The sequence below is a fragment of the Stenotrophobium rhamnosiphilum genome (assembly GCF_003052265.1).
In the GTDB taxonomy this organism is placed as follows: domain Bacteria; phylum Pseudomonadota; class Gammaproteobacteria; order Nevskiales; family Nevskiaceae; genus Stenotrophobium; species Stenotrophobium rhamnosiphilum.
In genome coordinates this window covers 365895-383732 of record NZ_QANS01000005.1, presented here as the reverse complement: position 1 = coordinate 383732, position 17838 = coordinate 365895, and the positions used below count along the sequence as shown (strand labels likewise).

Genomic DNA, 17838 nt, shown 5'->3' with positions numbered 1-17838 from the left:
CGCGTTAAAAGATAGGTCTATGGTAAGCCCTTGGCGTTGTAATGCGCTGACGAAATGATAGTCTCGCGCCATTATTCAGGGGGATCGAAGGCCATGATGGTTCAGTTTGCTCTCGACTATGCAGGTGTCGCGGTTTGTGCGATTTCTGGCGCGCTTGCGGCTGGCCGTCGCAGTCTCGATTTACTTGGTGTGGTGGTGATTGCCATCGCGACTTCGATTGGTGGCGGCACACTGCGTGATCTGTTGCTGGATCGTCATCCTGTGTTTTGGATTGCGCATACTGGTTATCTGATTGTTGCCATCGCCGCCGCACTGTTTACCTTGCTCTATGTGCGCTACTTCAAACCACCCGAGCGTTTGTTGTTGGTTGCAGATGCTTTTGGTCTTGCGCTGTTCACCATCTCGGGCGCGCGCATCGCTTATGAGGCCGGTGTCGATGGTGTGGTTGTGGTGATGATGGCAGTCATCACCGGTGTGTTTGGTGGTGTGCTGCGCGATGTGCTGTGTGCAGAGATTCCAATGATTCTGCGCAAGGGACACATCTACGCCACGGCAGCTATCGCCGGTGCGACAGGATTTGTCCTGCTGAAGAATTTTGATCTTGATCCGACAGTGCCTGCACTTGCAGGCATGGCGATCGTGGTGGGCTTGCGCTTGGCCGCGATCGTCTGGAATTTAGAGCTGCCGGTATTCAGCCTGCAGGATCATGGTCGTCATGGTGACGACAAAAAAGGCGACGACTAGATCAGCCCTTTTTCCGTCAGCGTGTCTTTGGCAAAAGCGTAGAAGATCGGCGCGGCAATTAGGCCGGGGATGCCAAACATGGCGTCCATGATCACCATCGCAATGAGTAATTCCCAAGCCTGCGCGCGGATGTGCGAGCCGATGATGCGTGCGTTGAGGAAGTATTCCAGCTTATGCACGCTGATCAGAAACGCCAAAGAGCCGACGGCGACTTGAACCGACACACTCAAGCTCACCAGCACGATCACGGTGTTGGAAATGAGATTGCCCAGGATCGGCATCAGACCCGCAAGGAACGTTACCGCAATCATCGTTTTGATCAGCGGCAAATGAATGTCCAGCATCGGTAACACGACCGCCAAATAAATTGCGGTGAACACCGTGTTGATACTGGCGATCCAAGCTTGTGCGAACACTACGCGACGGAACGCATTGCCCAAGCGGGCAGTGCTATCCGCAATTGCGCGTGCGACGGGGCGACGTGCTTCTAGCGACATCGATGGCTTCAAGGCCAACAGCGCGCCGACAACCATGCCAATCAGAATGTGAGCAGTGATTTTTGCCAGCGTGGTGCCAGCGAGCGGCAGTGAGCCCGAGTGCTTGCGTAACCATTCGGTGATGGTGATGCGTAGTTCGTCAGCGTCAGACGGAATGTATTCCAATGACCAATGCGGCAATTGCCCGCGAGAAGCCTCGATGATGTCTGCCAATTTCTGTAGCAGAGCCGGCAAGCTGTCATTGCCGTTACGTAAGAAGGTGATGATGCCGAGGACAGCAGCGGTGATCGCAGCCACGACAAAGATTGCGATTAATGCCACGGCCAATAATTTGGCGCGGTCGCTGCCGACTTGGCGCTCACGCAGGCGCGAGGCCAGCACATGGACCAATTCATAAACCAACAGGCCAGCAATCAGTGCAGACAGCAGATGCAGTTGCAGGGTCAGGCCAAGCACCACGGCAGCGGCGAACCAGGTGAAAAGGTCGGAGCGGGTGATGCTGTCTGGGGAGAGTGAGGTCATGGAATCTGTTGCAGGTTATGTAGGGGAATCAGACAGCTAAAGTCGCTGCAGAGTTTCGGGCAAAGCTAACACAGTGGGCTCGGCCGCCGATGGCCGCTTGAGATGCGTCAGGCCACGCGGCTATACTCCGCGCCCTGCCATACCTAAGCAGCCGTAATTTTTTAAATGAATCGCATGCAGCATATTGTAGTCGTCCTCGCACTGGTCGTCGTTACCGACGCACCGTAAGGGACGCTGCTTGCATTAAACAGCCCCCCGCCGGTGCAAACCGGCGGGGGGTTCTTCATTTCCGCGCCGGTTTTCTCCTCGGGTTTACTCGACAAGGAAACGAACATGGATATCTCAGGCGCAGAACTCATCGTGCAATTGCTGGAACGTCAGGGCGTAAAGATCGTCGCTGGCATTCCGGGTGGCGCAGTGCTGCCGCTTTATCAGGCCTTGGGCGCGAGCACGCAGATTCGCCACGTCCTCGCACGTCATGAACAAGGCGCAGGCTTTATCGCGCAGGGCATGGCGCGTGTCACTGGTCGCGCTGCGGTGTGCATTGCCACGTCTGGCCCCGGCGTCACTAATTTGCTCACTGCATTGGCGGATGCCAAGGCCGATTCGATTCCGATGGTTTGCATCACTGGTCAGGTGTCACGACATCTGATGGGCACTGATGCGTTTCAAGAAGTGAAGACCGGCTACTTGGCTGAGACCATCACCAAGGCCAACTTCATCGCGCGAAGTGCGAGTGATTTGCTCGATTTAATTCCCGAAGCTTTTCGCATTGCCGAAGGCGGGCGTCCTGGGCCAGTGTTGATCGACGTTCCCAAGGACGTGCAGATTGAGCGCATCACCATCAGTGATTTGCCCGCGCCGGGTCGCGCTTACGCAATGCCAATATTGGATCACGCACTGATCGCAGAAGCTGCGGCGATGATTGATGCCGCCAAGCGCCCCGTGTTGTATCTCGGTGGTGGAGTGGTGAAAGCGCGTGCGCAGGCTGATGCACTCGCATTGGCAGAGCGTGCTGCGTTGCCTGCTGCTGCAACGTTGATGGCGCTGGGCGCGATGCCGTCTGGTCATCCACTCGCGCTGGGTATGTTGGGCATGCATGGCGCGCGCTTTACCAATCAGGTGATGGACGATGCGGATCTCGTGATTGCTGTGGGCGCGCGCTTTGATGATCGCGCGACGGGTCGTGTGGATCGCTTTTGCGCTAACGCCAAAATCATTCACATTGATGTGGATCGTCGCGAATTCGGAAAAATCAAAAAGCCAACGCTCGCGATTGAGGCGGACGCGGGTGAAGCCTTGCGTGCGCTGTGGCCTTTGGTGAAAGCGCAGATGCGTAACGATTGGTTGTTGCACGTTGCCGCTTTGCGACGACAGATGCCGCTGCGTACGCCGGGCTTGCACGATCCGCGGACGCCTTACGGCATCGTGCGCGCCGTTGCCGAAATCGTTGGGCCTGATGCGGCCGTGACCACCGACGTGGGACAGCACCAGATGTGGGTGGCGCAGAGCTATCCATTCCAGCGCCCTGATCGTTGGCTCACTTCTGGTGGCCTTGGCACGATGGGTTTTGGTTTGCCTGCGGCCATTGGTGCGGCCTTGGCTTTGCCCGATACCTTGGCCGTTTGTTTTAGCGGCGACGGCAGCTTGTTGATGAACGTGCAAGAGTTCGCGACGTTGGCGGAACTCGATCTCAATGTGAAGATCGTTGTGCTCGATAACGCGGCGCTCGGCATGGTGCATCAGCAGCAGACCTTGTTCTACGGCTCGAATACGGCTTCGCAATTCCAGCGGCCGACGGATTTGTGCGCCTTGGCGCAAGCCTTCGGTGTTCCGGCAATTGATCTGGAAGAAACCGAAGATGCGCGCATCGCGTTGCAAGAAGCATTTGAAGTGCCGGGCCCCTGTTTGATCCGCGTGCCGGTGACCATGCAGCATCATGTGATGCCGATGGTGTTTTCGGGCAAGGCGAATACGGAGGCGATAGATGCTTAATGACTATAATTCAACATGAGTACTCAGTCTTCCATCGCAATCGCTAGCAACCACAAGACGAAAATCTTGTTGGCATTCGCCATCGTCTACATCGTTTGGGGTTCTACGTACCTCGCTATTCGTGTGGCGGTGGAATCAATTCCGCCTGCGCTTTGTGCGGGACTGCGTTTTGATATCGCAGGAACCTTGATTCTGATTTACGCCTTATCGCGTGGACATCGGCTGCCCGCAACTCGTCGTGATTGGTTCAACATTGTTTTTACCGGTTCAATGATGTTGATCGGCGGCAACGGCCTTGTGACCTATAGCGAGCAATGGGTGCCGTCGAATCAGGCGGCCTTGATCGTCGCGACTGGCGCTTTGTGGATCGCGTGGTTCGGCACGTTTGGCAATAGCGGCGAGAAACTGCGGCCACTAACGATTGCCGGATTGCTGATCGGCTTTGCGGGTGTGGCGGTGTTAGTTGGCGGCGGCCTCTCGGCCCGCTCAGCGCCACTGATGGCGTATGCCGCGCTGTTGTTTGCGCCGATCACATGGGCAGTGGGCTCCGTACACTCGCGCCGACATCCTGTCTCGAATACGCCATTGATGACGGCGGCATTACAGATGCTGACTGCGGGCATCGTGATGACCATCGCGGGTTTGCTGATGGGCGAACAGGAGCAACTTCGTTGGGAGCCGCGCTCGCTGTTGGCCATGGCCTACCTGATCGTGTTTGGTTCCTGTATCGCTTACGCTGCTTATGTGTGGCTGGTACAGCAAGTGACTCCGGCGCTACTCGGCACTTATGCGTATGTGAATCCAGCGGTCGCGGTGTTGATGGGCTGGCTGATTCTGGATGAAACGCTGACCCAAACGCAGGTCATCGGCACTTTGGTCATTCTCGCAGCGGTGTTGCTGGTGACGCTGACGCCGAGGCGACGTAAAGCCTGAACTTTGGGCTTGTGAGATGTTGGCAGCTCTGGCAATTTAGTCGTGAGTGCCAAGCAATGATGTGCGGCATAACAAAAGTGGAAATAATTTAATCATCCCGCATGCGTTCACTCTTTCTCGCCCTGACCTTATTGCTGAGCTGCACCACCGCGTGGTCGCAGACGCTGGCGCGCGAGCAGGTACTGCATAAGGGAAATGGTCCTGAACCAGAAGCGCTAGATCCGCATCGTGCGGAGGGCGTGAACACTTCGAACATTCTTCGCGATCTGTTTGAAGGGTTGACGAGTGAAGCGCCTGATGGCCACTTGATTCCCGGTGTTGCGCAAAGCTGGGAGCTAAGCGAAGACGGTAAAACCTATACCTTCCACCTGCGCGAAAACGCACGCTGGTCTAACGGTGATGCGCTGACGGCGAGCGATTTTGTCTACAGCTTGCAGCGCAGCGCCGATCCGGCAACGGCTTCCAATTACTCTTCGATTCTTGAGCCGATTGAGAATGCAGCAGAGGTGACGACGGGCAAGCTGCCGCCGTCACGTCTTGCGGTTTTTGCACCTGATGCACACACGCTTGTGATTCGATTGCGAGCAGTCACGCCGTATTTTCTTGGCTTGTTGAATCACGCTTCGACTTATCCGGTGCATCGTCCCAGCATCGAAAAATATGGTGCGCGTGCATTTCGTGCCGAGAACATTGTCGGCAATGGCGCGTACAAAGCGACGGAGTGGGTGGTGCAATCGCATGTACTGCTCTCGCGCAATCGCCAATATTGGGATGACGCCCATACAACAATTGAGCGCGTTTACTACCACGCCACAGAAGATCTGAGTTCTGAGTTCAAGCGTTATCGCGCGGGCGAAATTGATTGGACGGAATCTGTGCCTGTGACGCAGGTGCGTTGGATTAGGAAAAATATTCCGCAGGAATTTCGCGTTTCGCCGTATCTGGGCGTGTATTACTACGGCCTCAATCTGACGCAGCCACCGTTCAAGAACAATCCTAAGCTGCGTCGTGCACTGTCGCTGGCGATAGATCGCGAAGTCATTGTTAAAAAGGTGATTGGAACTGGCGAGTTGCCTGCGTATAGCTGGGTGCCTCCGATTCCCGGATACAAACAGCAAACAGCAGAGTGGGGCGCATGGCCGCGTGAAAAGCGTTTGGCAGAAGCGCGTCGCTTGTATGCAGAAGCCGGCTACTCTGCTGCGAATCCAGTCGAGGTGGAGATTCGTTACAACACCAGCGAAGACCACAAGAAGATTGCGCTGGTTATCGCTGCGATGTGGAAACAGTATTTAGGTGTAAAGACGCGTTTGGTGAATCAGGAATTCAAGGTTTTCCTGCGTGATCGTACGCAGAAGAAAATCACGCAAGCATTCAGATCAGGCTGGATTGGGGACTTCAACGATCCCTATACGTTTTCCGAATTGCTGTATTCAAAAAACGGCCGCAACGATATGGGCTATGTCAATGTGAATTACGACAGCTTATTGGAACAAGCAGCAACTGAAATCGACGCGACTCGTCGTATGCAATATCTGGAGCAAGCCGAGCATCTGATGCTGGAAGACCAGCCAATGATCCCACTTTATTTCTATGTGAATAAGCGCTTGGCCAAGCCCTACGTCGTCGGCTGGCAAGGCAACATCATGGATCACCACTACACCAAGAACATGAAGGTCTTGGCGCACTAATGCTTCGCTACGCATTCATAAGATTGTTGAGCGCGATCCCCGCATTGCTGATTCTGATCACGCTGACGTTCTTCATGATGCGTGCGGCGCCCGGTGGACCGTTTGATCGCGAGCGTGATGTGTCGCCAGAGGTGCGTGCCAAGTTGGAGCAGGCTTATCACCTTGATGAATCATTGTGGAAGCAATATGGACGTTACCTGACTGCGTTATCACAGGGTGATCTTGGGCCCTCGTTTAAGTATGGGGATCGCAGTGTTAATGAACTGATCGCCGTTGGCTTTCCTGTCTCTTTAAAGATTGGCGGCTTGGCGATGCTGCTTGCACTCTTGCTTGGTGGCGCACTAGGCATCGTCGCCGCGTTGAAGCAAAACGGTGTGATTGACTACGGCGTGATGACCTTGGCGATGGTTGGGATTTCTATTCCGAATTATGTTTTCGCGCCGCTGGCGATTCTTTTGTTTGCTGTGACGTTAGGTTGGCTGCCCGCAGGCGGTTGGAATGATGGCGCGTTGTCCAACTTGGTGTTGCCCGTGTTGGCGTTAGCTGCACCGCAAGTCGCTTACATCGCGCGCTTGATGCGCGGCAGCATGATTGAAGTTTTGCACGCGCCTTACATTCGTACTGCGCGTGCTAAAGGTTTGTCTGAGCGCGTCGTGATTTTGCGCCATGCACTGCGCCCAGCACTGTTGCCTGTGCTGTCTTATCTGGGCCCCGCAAGCGCAGGCATCATTACGGGCTCGGTGGTGATCGAACAGATTTTTGGTATTCCTGGAATTGGTCGTTACTTTGTGACCGCAGCACTCAACCGTGATTACACGGTGGTGATGGGCGTGGTGATTTTTTACGGCGTGCTGGTGATCTTGTTTAACTTCTTGGTCGATCTGCTTTATGGCGTGCTCGATCCGAGGGCCAGACCGCAATGAGTCGTCTGCCTCAACCAGAACAAGGACGCAGCCTCTGGCAAGACGCGTGGCGTCGCTTGCGACGCAATCGTGCGGCATTGGTTGCGATGATCGTATTAGGCGCGCTGGTGGCGCTGGTGATTGTCGGTCCTTGGTTTGCGCCTTGGAGTTATGACTACATCGACTTTGATGGCGATTGGGGGGCAGCACCAAGCCTGAGTGGTTCGCATTGGTTTGGCACCGATAGCCTTGGCCGTGATTTGTTTGCGCGCACCTTACAAGGTGGGCGTATCTCACTATTAGTTGGATTCGTCGCGACGCTGGTGTCTTTGCTGATCGGCGTGACTTGGGGTGCAGTCGCGGGTTACTACGGCGGCCGCATCGATAACGTGATGATGCGTATCGTCGATATTCTCTATGCGATGCCCTTCATGTTTTTTGTGATCTTGCTGATGGTTTTGTTTGGCCATCATCTCGTTCTAATTTTTGTCGCGATTGGTGCGGTGAATTGGTTGGACATGGCGCGCATCGTGCGCGGGCAGACACTGTCGCTACGACAGAAAGAATTCGTTGCTGCTGCGGTGACTTCTGGCCTTGGATCGGGCGCGATCATCCGTCATCACATCGTTCCCAATCTGCTCGGCGTGGTTGTGGTTTACGCCACGCTCACTATTCCGCAAGTCATTTTGGTTGAGTCATTCTTGAGTTTTCTTGGACTCGGCGTGCAAGAGCCAGCGACGAGTTGGGGCATGTTGGTGAACGATGGCGCGCGCGAGATGGAAGCTACGCCATGGGCGTTGATTTTCCCTGCTGCATTTTTAGCGACGACGTTGTTCTGCTTCAATTTCATCGGTGATGGTTTGCGCGACGCGCTGGATCCGAAAGATCGATGAGCTTGCTCAACGTCAGAAATCTCAGCGTCAGCTTCAACACCGCCGATGGTGTTGTGCGTGCGGTGACGGATCTTAGTTTTACTTTGGCTACTGGAGAGACGCTCGGCATTGTCGGCGAGTCAGGATCTGGCAAGAGCCAGACCGCGATGGCGATTCTGCGTTTATTGGCACGCAATGCTGCGGTGGATGGCGAGGTTCTGTTCGACGGCCAAGATCTGCTGCGTCTATCGGCGCAGGACATGCTCAAAGTGCGCGGTCAACGCATCGGCATGATCTTTCAAGATCCAATGACGGCGCTTAATCCGCATCTGCGTATTGGTACGCAACTGGCTGAAGTGCTGGTGTCACATCGTGGCCAGTCTTGGCAGCAGGCGATGGCGGAATCGGCGCGCATGATGCAGGCGGTGCATATTCCTGATGCCACGGCGCGGTTGCAGCACTATCCACACGAGCTTTCAGGTGGGCAACGTCAGCGCGTGATGATCGCCATGGCTTTGCTATGTCGGCCGCAGCTGTTGATTGCTGATGAGCCGACGACGGCCTTGGATGTGACAGTTCAAGCGCAGATTCTCCGACTGTTGGTGGAACTGCGCCGCGAATTTGGTTTATCGCTAATCCTGATTACCCATGATCTTGGCGTAATGGCTGAAGTTTGTGACCGTTCATTAGTCATGTACGGCGGTCGCGCGATGGAGCAGGGGCCTTGTAGGGCGTTGCTCACAGACCCTGTACATCCGTATACCCGAGCGCTGATTGCCTCGCGTCCGCGATTGGATATGGACGTTGAGCGTGATTTGCCAGTGATTGCCGGAGCGCCGCCATCACCGATTGAGCGCATATTTGGCTGCCCGTTTGCGCCGCGCTGTGAGCTGGCTTTTGATCGCTGTAATCGCCAAATGCCAGACCTCGAGACAAGCGCTGGTCGACAGTGCGCTTGTCACGCTGTCTCCCTATGTAAAAAATGAGTGCGGTATGTTGCGTAAGTCCCGAATTAGCTGTTAATTTCCACTCGTGAGATACGCGGCGCACTACAGGTGCGACCGGGTACATGAAAATAAATGGCCATAGATTTGGCCTAACACGTGCGTGGGGAGAATCTGATGAGCATTCATGCTTCATCTCGTTGGGCCGTTTCATTGGGTGGACTTGTCCTTTGTCTGTCTGCGGGCTATGCACCGCTCGCGTCGGCACTGGAGTTCACGGTTCCGTTCAACGATGAAGACATTGCAGGAACGCTCAATACAACGCTGACTGTCGGCGTTGGTATGCGTATGCAGAATCAATCCAGCAACATCGTCGGTAAGGGCAACCTTAATCCTGATGTTTGCGCCGGTCAGCAGATCTGCCAAGGCACGTTCAAGAATCAGGGTTCGGCGTCGATTCCCGGCGGCCTGCACCCAGCAGCAACGGCTGCTGCTGCTCGTGGTGCGTTCTCGATGAACAACGACGACGGCGACCTCAACTACAAAAAACACGACATTTTTTCTGCTGTCGGCAAGATCACACAAGATCTTTCATTGACCTACAAAGACTATGGTTTTTTTGCCAAGGCTCTGTATTTCTATGATCAGGTGAACAACAACTTCACCGAATACCACCCCAACATGATCACGCCAGAGAACATCGATTCTCTGCGCGTTGATGATCCAAGCGGCTTGCCACGCAAGGTTGTTCCCAAGGGCGCAGTTGTTAAAAGCCGCCGCAATAACGGCGCAACGCTTGAACAGGTTGGCACCAATTTACAGCTGCTCGATGCCTACGTTTACGGCAAGGTGCCAGTGTTTGATACCGAAGTTGGTTTCAAGCTCGGTCGCCAAACTGTGAACTGGGGCGAAAGTACGCTCAACGTGATCAACTCGATCAACTCGGCGAACCCGGTTAATGCCAACAACTTCTACCGCATGGGTTTCCAAGTTGAAGAAGTCTTTATTCCGGTCGGCATGGCGTTCCTCAGTGCTGACGTTTATGAAGGCCTCACCGTTGAAACCTTTTACCAATATGAGTGGAAACCACTAGAAGCTCCGGCAGCTGGCAGCTTTTATTCGGGTAACGACATCGTCGGTACCAACAATGCTTCAGGTGGCGCTAACCTGAGCTTTGGTACTGCCGCAGATGACCCTTATGGTTTGGGTTACTTGCAAGACAACCCTTTGAGCGGCATCACGCCGTCTTCTGCTCACGTCGGCAAAATTAAAGATGACAAACCCAATGGCACGGGCCAGTACGGCATTGCGCTGAAGTACTACGCCGAATGGTTGAACAACGGTACGGGCTTGGGTCTCTACTACATGAACTATCACTCGCGCTTGCCGTTCGCGAGTGCCTTTGCAACGCGCGCCAGCTGCGCACGCGGTGCTGACTCGATCAACGGTTGGGATCCGAGCCTTGCTGGCAATAGCTTGCCGTCTCTGAGCGGCGGCACGGGCCTCAATGCTTTTGACACCGCGACGTTTGGTGCAGCTTGCTCCAACATTCCTTTGCTCGCAGACATTCTGCATCCGGGCAGCGTGAAGTGGCAGCCAGGTGATCCAGCGTCTTCTGGCCCACTGCCGGGCGTGCCTTCGATGAACGCAGCGGGGCAGTCACTGTTTAGCGATGCTGTACCGCTTGATACCGCCAAGCTCTGGATTGAATATCCACGCAACATTCACTTGATCGGCGCCAGCTTCAACACCACCGTTGGTAGCATCTCGCTGCAAGGCGAAGTTGCGTATCGTCCAAATGCGCCGTTGCAGGTCAATCCGGTTGACGTGTTGTTTGCAGCTTTCGGCCCGACGTTGACGTCATGCCATCGCGGCAATTGCATTGGTACAGCGCTGACGAGCCCAGATTTGGTTTCGCAGATCACCAATGCAACGCAATTAACCTCGACGCTCAAGGCTCTTTTGGGCAATCTCGCTCAGACAGTAACGAGTGCAGTTGATTATGGTCCTAGCGACGTAACGTCCGGCTGTACGCCTGGCCTTGGTATTGGCACTAACTACGGTTCCGGTTGCGATACCTTCACGCTGCTTGTTGGTCATGCTGACGGTTCGGCTCGTTCATTCCCGAACTACATCATTCCGTATCGTGGTGGTTTGATTGGCGAAAACTCGCCGACCGATTTCTCCAAGCCACTGGACCGCAAAAATGTTGGCTACATTCAGGGTTACGAGCGCTTCAAGACGGCACAGTTCGACTTGGGCGCAACGCAGGTTTGGGGTGCTTCGGATACGGTGCCGGCCCTCATCGCGGCTGACCAGATTTTGATGCTGTATGAAGTTGGCGCGAACTGGGCGGATATTCCGGACAGAGACGAGTTGCAGATCATTGCTGAAGGCAGCACGTACACCTCCGCGACTGCGGGTGCCGATGGTTCAGGCGCTGATGGTTCGCAGCAGGCTTGCGCTGGCAATAAGCACTACTGCGTTTCGAAGGCTAACTCTCCTGGCAGCGATGGCGTAGACGGTCTGCGCTTTAACCCGCATCAAGCTCCACTCGGCGATTTCGCCAACAAGTTTGCTTGGGGCTACAACCTCGTCGCTCTGATTCGTTATGAGAGCGTGTTGCCGGGCATCAGTATCGAATCGCAGGTTACGGCGAAGCATGACGTCAATGGCAACGCACCTGGCCCTGGTGGCAACTTCCTCGGCGGCCGCAAGGTTTTCGACATCTTGGTAACGACGCGTTACAAGTCGGCATTCTCAATTGGTTTGGGCTATAACTGGATCACTGGCGGTGGCGATAAGAACTTGCTGATGGATCGTGATGCAGCGCGCGCGATTGTGAAGTACCAGTTCTAAGCGTCGAACGGTTGCAATAAAAAACACCCTCGAAAGAGGGTGTTTTTGTTTGTGCTGCCTGCGCTCGGTTTGAGCGAACTGCGAATTATGGCGAAGCTAAAACTAGCTTTGCGGAAACATGCGGTCAGTGGTCTTCTCAGCTTTGCGTGCACAATCGATGCAGCGTTTGCAGCCAGCTACGGCCTTGCGGCGTGCTTCGGGAATATCTTCTCCGCATTCTTCGCATTCGGTCAGCGATTCTGCAGTGGGTGCTTTGCGCATCAATGCGGCCAAGGAGTTGGCGCGGGCAATCTCTTCTACTTCTGAGCTGATATCAGCGTCATCAACCATCTAAATCTCCTAATCATTTAAAAGCCTGCTATCCATCTACGCAGCGTTTTGCGCTGCTGGCCGTTTCTACAGGCCCCGGATTGCAGTAGGCATCTTGTTTTGGCGTGTCAGTTCATCGAGCAATACGCCCGTTGAATCGACCCATCGTGGGAAATCCGGTGCGGGCAATGCTGCAGCAAACAACCAGCCTTGCATGAGCTTGCAGCCCATGGCGCGGAGTTGTTGCATTTGCTCCACCGTTTCGACTCCTTCAGCAACCACGTCGATGTTCAAACGGTTTGCAAGTCGGACAATGCTGGCAACGACTTCACGTTGCTTGTCACCAGCAGCAAGCGATTTAACGAAGCTTGCGTCGATCTTTATTTTATCAACTTGGAACCGACTCAAATAGCCCATAGACGAATAACCGGTGCCAAAATCGTCTAGCGACAGACGTAGGCCCAGTTTTTTCAGGTCTTGCAGCAGTTTTTCGGCCTCGCTCTGGTTGCCGATGAGTACGGTTTCAGTAATTTCCATCTCCAGCGAGTCCGGCGGGAGCCCGGAGCGCTGCAGCGCATCCACGATAATTTCTTTCAGGCCAACCTGCACCAGGCGCGCTGAGACATTGAATGAAACGCGCAGATCACGCCCTTGTGCATTCCATTCTGCGAAGTTTGAGCAAGCGCGGTTAACCATGAGTTTGGTAATGCCGCGGATGAGATCACTTTCTTCAGCGACAAAAATAAACTCGGCGGGCATCATGATCTGCCCGTTAGCACGGCGCCAGCGCACCAAAGTTTCTGCACCCACCGTGACGCCGCGTTCAACATCAACAACGGGTTGATAGAACGGTTCAAATTCCTTCGCGTCGATACCTTTGCGAATGTCATCAGCGAGCTTGAGGCGACGGCGGAATTGTTCTGAATGCTGGCGCACCGTTGTGACGGTGGCATTGCCGCCGCCCTTTTTCGCTTCCAGCAATGCGGCTTCTGCTTCCGTCAGAATTTCATCGGGACGTTCAGTTTGCAGTGATAACGCAACGCCAATACTTACGGTGAGTGTGGTGTCGAGTTCGCCAGCGTGAATTGGCGTCTGGAAGTCAGCCGTAATCAGCTGCGCCAGATCTTCAGCGATGCCCTGAATCTCTTGGTCGCTGGCGCACTCGCGGAGTGCGCAGGCAAAGATGTCACCGCTATAGCGATAGAGTTTTCCGTCTCTGCCGAGGCGCGGTTCAATGCGCTTCACGATCTGGCGAAGCACTTCATCGCCATAGCGAGGGCCGAAGCCTGAGCTGATCGCAGAAAAATGATCAATGCCAATTAGCATGACGGCGAAGGTGCGCTGATCTCCAGCACCTCGCGTGATTTCGCCAACGTCGCGTGAAAGTCGTAGCCGGTTCGGCAGACCAGTCAGATTGTCGTAATAAGCGAGTCGGTGAACATGTTCACTGCGCGCTTTGATGTCTTCAATCACGCGGCCGATAGCGCCGATTTCATCTTCGCGACGCGGCAAACTCACACCACGAAAATCGCCAGAGAGCACTTGCAGAAGCGTGCGGTGCATATCGCCGATGGGGCGTATCACTGAATCAAAAATGCCGTAGGAAATACCGAGGCCAGCAAGCAACGCCAAGCCGATGCCAACCAAACCATATTGCAGGGCGAGAACGTCTCCGTGCGTGATTTTGGCTTGCGCTACATCGACGGTTGTGAGGCCTTGTCGCGTGGTGCCCAGCATCAGCTTCCAAACGGCGGGCATGCGCTCGTCAGTCAACTGCGAAAACGCGACGCTCGCGGCTTTCGGATCGCGAGGTTGCAGTGCCAACGCTTGCTCAACGCTGTCGGCCAAACTGCTAACGGCGGTAACGATTTCTTTGGTGTCTTGTTCTTGATCTTGACCCAACAAGCGAATGCGCGTGCGCAGGCTTTTGAGTTCGTCGGTCAGTGGCGCGGTGGCCTCGGCAGGCCAAGCGCCGTCTGTAGTCAAGCTGGCGCGCAGCCCAAGATTCAATGTTCCTTGAAGATTGCTGAGATCTTCGGCGACTGAATTAATGTTGGAAAAATGAACGGTGTGTTCGCGAAAGTTTTCGTAATTCGTCGCAACAAAAAACAAACGCGCAAGAACAAATGCGCCTGCCAAAACAAGCAGGCCGTTCATCAAAGCAACCATCAGTAGAAGCTTTGCCCTGACAGTCATTTTTTCAAAATTGAAAGGCATTCTTTCTCGCGCTAAATGCTTGGTGATCAGGGCAACAAGTTATGGCGAAAGTGAATATTTTTTAAGATATCCAATGCTTGCGATCATGCGCCATTGCCGGGTAATTGTCAGTGTACGACTTGTCCCGTGAGGACAGTAGTTTTTGTCTATTGCGAGCTAAATTCCGCAAGCGCAATCTGTGCTCGAGCGGAAGCAATTTCGCTCCCCTTAAATGCGATGTTACCCCCAAGTCGTCGCAATTATTTAGCCCGGCCCAAAGCCGGGTTTTTTTATGTACAGGACGTACTGTATCCCGTGGGCGCATGGATGCGCAGGAACGGGATTCTCTCATTAAGCACAGGCCTGTCTTAAAGGCCGCGCAGGAGCGGGATTGGTGGGAGCCTAAATGGCACCATTTAATGGCCGCGCAGGAACGCCCCTTTCCCGCGTCAGCCTACTCAAAAGACCACCCAGAAGCGACAGCTAACGGCATATTCAACAGGCGGCCCAAAAACAAAAAAGGCGAAGCCAAAGCCTCGCCCTTCATGCACCACAAGGCCAATACTTAGCCCTTGTAGTCCTTAATACCATTCACAACTTCCTCACGAGCCGCCGCTGCATCGCGCCAGCCAGCAACCTTCACCCACTTGCCTTCTTCCAGATCTTTGTAGCGTTCGTAGAAGTGCTTGATCTCGTTGAGCAGGCGTGGCGGAACGTCGCCGATGTCTTTGATGTTCTCGTAGTACTTGGTTGAAACCTTGTCGGTCGGCACGGCGAGCAGCTTGGCGTCGGTGCCTTTTTCGTCGACGGTGTCGAGAACGGCAACAGCGCGGCACTTGATAACGCAGCCAGGCACGATCGGGAACGGCGTCAGCACCAGCACGTCGGTCGGATCGCCGTCGCCAGCGAGGGTCTTAGGAATGTAGCCGTAGTTGGCTGGATAGTGCATCGACACGTTCATGAAGCGATCAACCATCAACATGCCGCTTTCTTTATCCACTTCGTACTTCACCGGGCCAGCGTTAGCGGCGATTTCGATGACGACGTAAAACTCGTTGGGGGCCTTTTCGCCCGGGCCCAGTGCTTCAATACCCATGATGTTGCCTCTTGGTCAGTGACTTAAAATCCGCGCGTGCGCGGCACAAAAAATAGTGTTGCTTAAACGCCGCCATTTTTCCGGTACGGACGCGCAGTTTCGTTGACCGCCGCAATGTCGCCCCGCGGGGCATGGAGGGCATTGTGGCATCCGGAAAGGGCTTGGTTTTATGGCGATATAAGCCCTTAGTTTAATGGAGAAAGCCTACTGCGAGCCACAAAGTGCGTTGACGTAGGGAGGGCCAGCAGGTAATTTCTACCCAAAGCAGCCGGCCGTTCGGCAAAACAGGCTGCGGATAAACAGAACTCCAAGTCAAAGAGATAGTTAAAACATGAGAATTGTTCTGCTGGGTGCGCCCGGCTCAGGAAAGGGCACCCAAGGCGAGAAGCTGGTTGCGCATTACAAAATCCCCAAGATTTCGACTGGCGACGCTCTGCGCGGCGCTGTTAAGGCCGGCACCCCAATGGGCGTCAAGGCCAAGGCCGCAATGGACGCTGGCCAGTTGGTGGCTGATGAGATCGTGATCGGTATCGTTGAAGAGCGCCTGCAGCAGCCGGATACGGCACATGGCTTCATCCTTGATGGCTTTCCGCGCAACGTTGTGCAGGCCAAGGTGTTGGATGGCATGTTGGAGCGTCTCGGCCAGCCACCTGTTAGCCGTTCAGTTCACTTGGCTGTTGCTGACGAAGAAATTGTTGCCCGTTTGCTTGATCGCGCCAAGAAAGAAGGCCGCGCTGATGACAAGGAAGATGTCATTCGTCATCGCATTGAAGTTTACAACGGCGAGACCAAGCCGCTGCTGAACTTCTACGCGCATCAGCACAAACTGGTGGACGTTGATGGTATTGGTTCGCTCGACGAAATTTTTGATCGCATCATCGACGCGCTCTAAACAGCACGTTTAAAATTAGTACGCAAAAAGCCGCTAGCGATTGCTCGCGGCTTTTTCGTTTTGTGCGAATGTGAGTTAAACCAACAGTTTCAGTAGCTCAGTTCCAGCCACATCACGCCGCCAGCCCATCAATACATTGGCCTTTGCCTCTGCGCCAAATAGCGCGAGCGCTTCTACATCAGCGCGTGGTGCCAGCGTGCTGGGTGGCACTTGCAACGTTGTAGCAATCGCGCGCAGACGTTCTTGCAGCTTGGTAACGCGCGCTTTGATTTCAGGCTCTAAGCGATCATCGCTTGCGAGTGTGCGTGGCTCTAGCGTGCGCGCATGAGTGATCACTTCCAACAAACCTTCGCCATGACGTGCAAAAGTTTTCGGTGGCAATACGCTGAGTGCTTCAATCTGTTCCAGCGATTCTGGCGCGCGTTCGGCCATGCGATAAATCGCATCGTCTTCGATGATCCATTTACGTGGGCGATTACGTGTTTGCGCTTCCACTTCACGCCACTCTGCCAGCGCAGCAGCAATCACCTGCGCGCGTGGCGCTAGACGCGCTAAACCTTTAAGGCGACGCCAAACATCGGCGGGATCATTCAGATAATTTTCTGCGATGCAGGCGCGTGCGCAATCTTCTTCCAGCCACGCCAATCGATTTGCAGTGGCGAGTTCTTCACGCAGCACTGGATAAATTTCGGCGAGGTAATGCACGTCGAGCGCAGCGTAATCGAGCTCGGCCGCGGTGAGCGGACGACGCGACCAATCGGTGCGCGTCAGGCTTTTATCCAACACAACGCCGCAGCGTTTTTCCACCAATGCGGCATAGCCCATTTGGTCGCCGAGGCTCAGTATTGTGGAAGCGGTTTGCGTGTCGAAGATTGGAGAAGGGCAGATGCCGCTGAGTTCGACAAAGATTTCCAGATCCTGACTCGCGGCGTGAAACACCTTGAGGATGTCTTTGCGATTGAGCAGGTCAAATAGCGGTTTCAGGTCTTTGATGGTGACCGCGTCAATGCAGGCGCTGGTCTCGCCGTCGCCAATCTGCACTAGGCAGAGCTTGGGGTAATAGGTATCGACACGGACAAATTCGGTGTCCACCGCCAACCAAGGGCGCGTGGCCCAGCGTTCCAAATAGGTTTGGAGAATGTCGGCGGTCTGGATAAAAACGTGATTGGGCATGAGCTTCGGTCTTAGGGCGTGTTGGCCCTTATTTCGCGCCAGCGGCGGAGAGCCATTGGGTGCAGGGCAAGGAAGAGTTAGCGCGGCATAGTGAACTATGTAAGCGAGCGATGACGCGGCCATGTGCCCAATGGCTTCCGCCCCTTCGGGCTGCTGCCTCAAAAATCGCCATGCCGCGTTGCTCCTTCGTTATTTAGAACGACTAAACCTCCTCAG

The 17838-nt window shown here is 54.6% G+C and carries 14 protein-coding genes; 9 read left to right on the top strand and 5 right to left on the bottom strand.

Annotated features, from left to right (window positions below; translation table 11 throughout):
• The first annotated feature begins 96 nt into the window (after positions 1-96).
• Positions 97-744, top strand: a complete 648-nt coding sequence (locus tag CJD38_RS14715; RefSeq protein ID WP_107941161.1) for a trimeric intracellular cation channel family protein — start codon at positions 97-99, stop codon at positions 742-744.
• On the opposite strand, the gene CJD38_RS14710 is transcribed toward CJD38_RS14715, so the two are convergent.
• Positions 741-1763 carry an AI-2E family transporter gene (locus CJD38_RS14710; protein WP_107941106.1) on the bottom strand — a complete coding sequence of 341 codons (1023 nt, stop codon included), beginning with the start codon at positions 1761-1763 and terminating at the stop codon, positions 741-743. The two genes, CJD38_RS14715 and CJD38_RS14710, sit on opposite strands and share 4 nt — an antisense overlap.
• A 333-nt stretch (positions 1764-2096) precedes the next feature.
• Between CJD38_RS14710 and ilvB the strand changes: the two genes are divergently transcribed.
• The 7 genes from ilvB (at position 2097) to CJD38_RS14675 (ending at position 11956) form a co-directional block, all read left to right on the top strand.
• Entirely contained in the window at positions 2097-3758 is a 1662-nt protein-coding gene (gene ilvB, locus CJD38_RS14705) for a biosynthetic-type acetolactate synthase large subunit (protein ID WP_107941160.1), read from the top strand.
• Positions 3759-3773: 15 nt separating this feature from the next.
• Entirely contained in the window at positions 3774-4691 is a 918-nt protein-coding gene (locus CJD38_RS14700) for an EamA family transporter (RefSeq protein WP_107941105.1), read from the top strand.
• Between the two features lie 101 nt (positions 4692-4792).
• Positions 4793-6379 (top strand): peptide ABC transporter substrate-binding protein, encoded by a 1587-nt coding sequence (locus CJD38_RS14695; protein WP_107941104.1) that lies wholly within the window; start codon positions 4793-4795, stop codon positions 6377-6379.
• Positions 6379-7302 (top strand): oligopeptide ABC transporter permease OppB, encoded by a 924-nt coding sequence (gene oppB, locus CJD38_RS14690; protein ID WP_107941103.1) that lies wholly within the window; start codon positions 6379-6381, stop codon positions 7300-7302. The genes CJD38_RS14695 and oppB overlap by 1 nt, the downstream gene beginning before the upstream one ends.
• On the top strand, positions 7299-8174 hold the full coding sequence (locus tag CJD38_RS14685; RefSeq protein ID WP_107941102.1) for an ABC transporter permease subunit: 876 nt from the start codon (positions 7299-7301) through the stop codon (positions 8172-8174). Before oppB ends, CJD38_RS14685 begins: the two co-directional genes overlap by 4 nt.
• Positions 8171-9139 carry an ABC transporter ATP-binding protein gene (locus tag CJD38_RS14680; protein WP_107941101.1) on the top strand — a complete coding sequence of 323 codons (969 nt, stop codon included), beginning with the start codon at positions 8171-8173 and terminating at the stop codon, positions 9137-9139. Before CJD38_RS14685 ends, CJD38_RS14680 begins: the two co-directional genes overlap by 4 nt.
• A 135-nt stretch (positions 9140-9274) precedes the next feature.
• Entirely contained in the window at positions 9275-11956 is a 2682-nt protein-coding gene (locus CJD38_RS14675) for a DUF1302 domain-containing protein (RefSeq protein ID WP_107941100.1), read from the top strand.
• Between the two features lie 102 nt (positions 11957-12058).
• Here CJD38_RS14675 and CJD38_RS14670 read toward each other — a convergent pair whose 3' ends face one another.
• The 3 genes from CJD38_RS14670 to ppa form a co-directional block, all read right to left on the bottom strand.
• Positions 12059-12286, bottom strand: a complete 228-nt coding sequence (locus tag CJD38_RS14670; protein ID WP_107941099.1) for a TraR/DksA C4-type zinc finger protein — start codon at positions 12284-12286, stop codon at positions 12059-12061.
• 66 nt (positions 12287-12352) lie between these two features.
• On the bottom strand, positions 12353-14422 hold the full coding sequence (locus CJD38_RS14665; protein WP_161554254.1) for a putative bifunctional diguanylate cyclase/phosphodiesterase: 2070 nt from the start codon (positions 14420-14422) through the stop codon (positions 12353-12355).
• 604 nt (positions 14423-15026) lie between these two features.
• Positions 15027-15557, bottom strand: coding sequence for an inorganic diphosphatase (gene ppa, locus CJD38_RS14655; protein WP_107941096.1), 531 nt, complete (start codon positions 15555-15557; stop codon positions 15027-15029).
• A 331-nt stretch (positions 15558-15888) separates the two neighbouring features.
• On the opposite strand from ppa, the gene CJD38_RS14650 reads away from it, so the two are divergent.
• Positions 15889-16449, top strand: a complete 561-nt coding sequence (locus CJD38_RS14650; RefSeq protein ID WP_107941095.1) for an adenylate kinase — start codon at positions 15889-15891, stop codon at positions 16447-16449.
• 75 nt (positions 16450-16524) lie between these two features.
• Here CJD38_RS14650 and rnd read toward each other — a convergent pair whose 3' ends face one another.
• Positions 16525-17622, bottom strand: coding sequence for a ribonuclease D (rnd, locus tag CJD38_RS14645; protein WP_107941094.1), 1098 nt, complete (start codon positions 17620-17622; stop codon positions 16525-16527).
• Positions 17623-17838 lie beyond the last annotated feature (216 nt).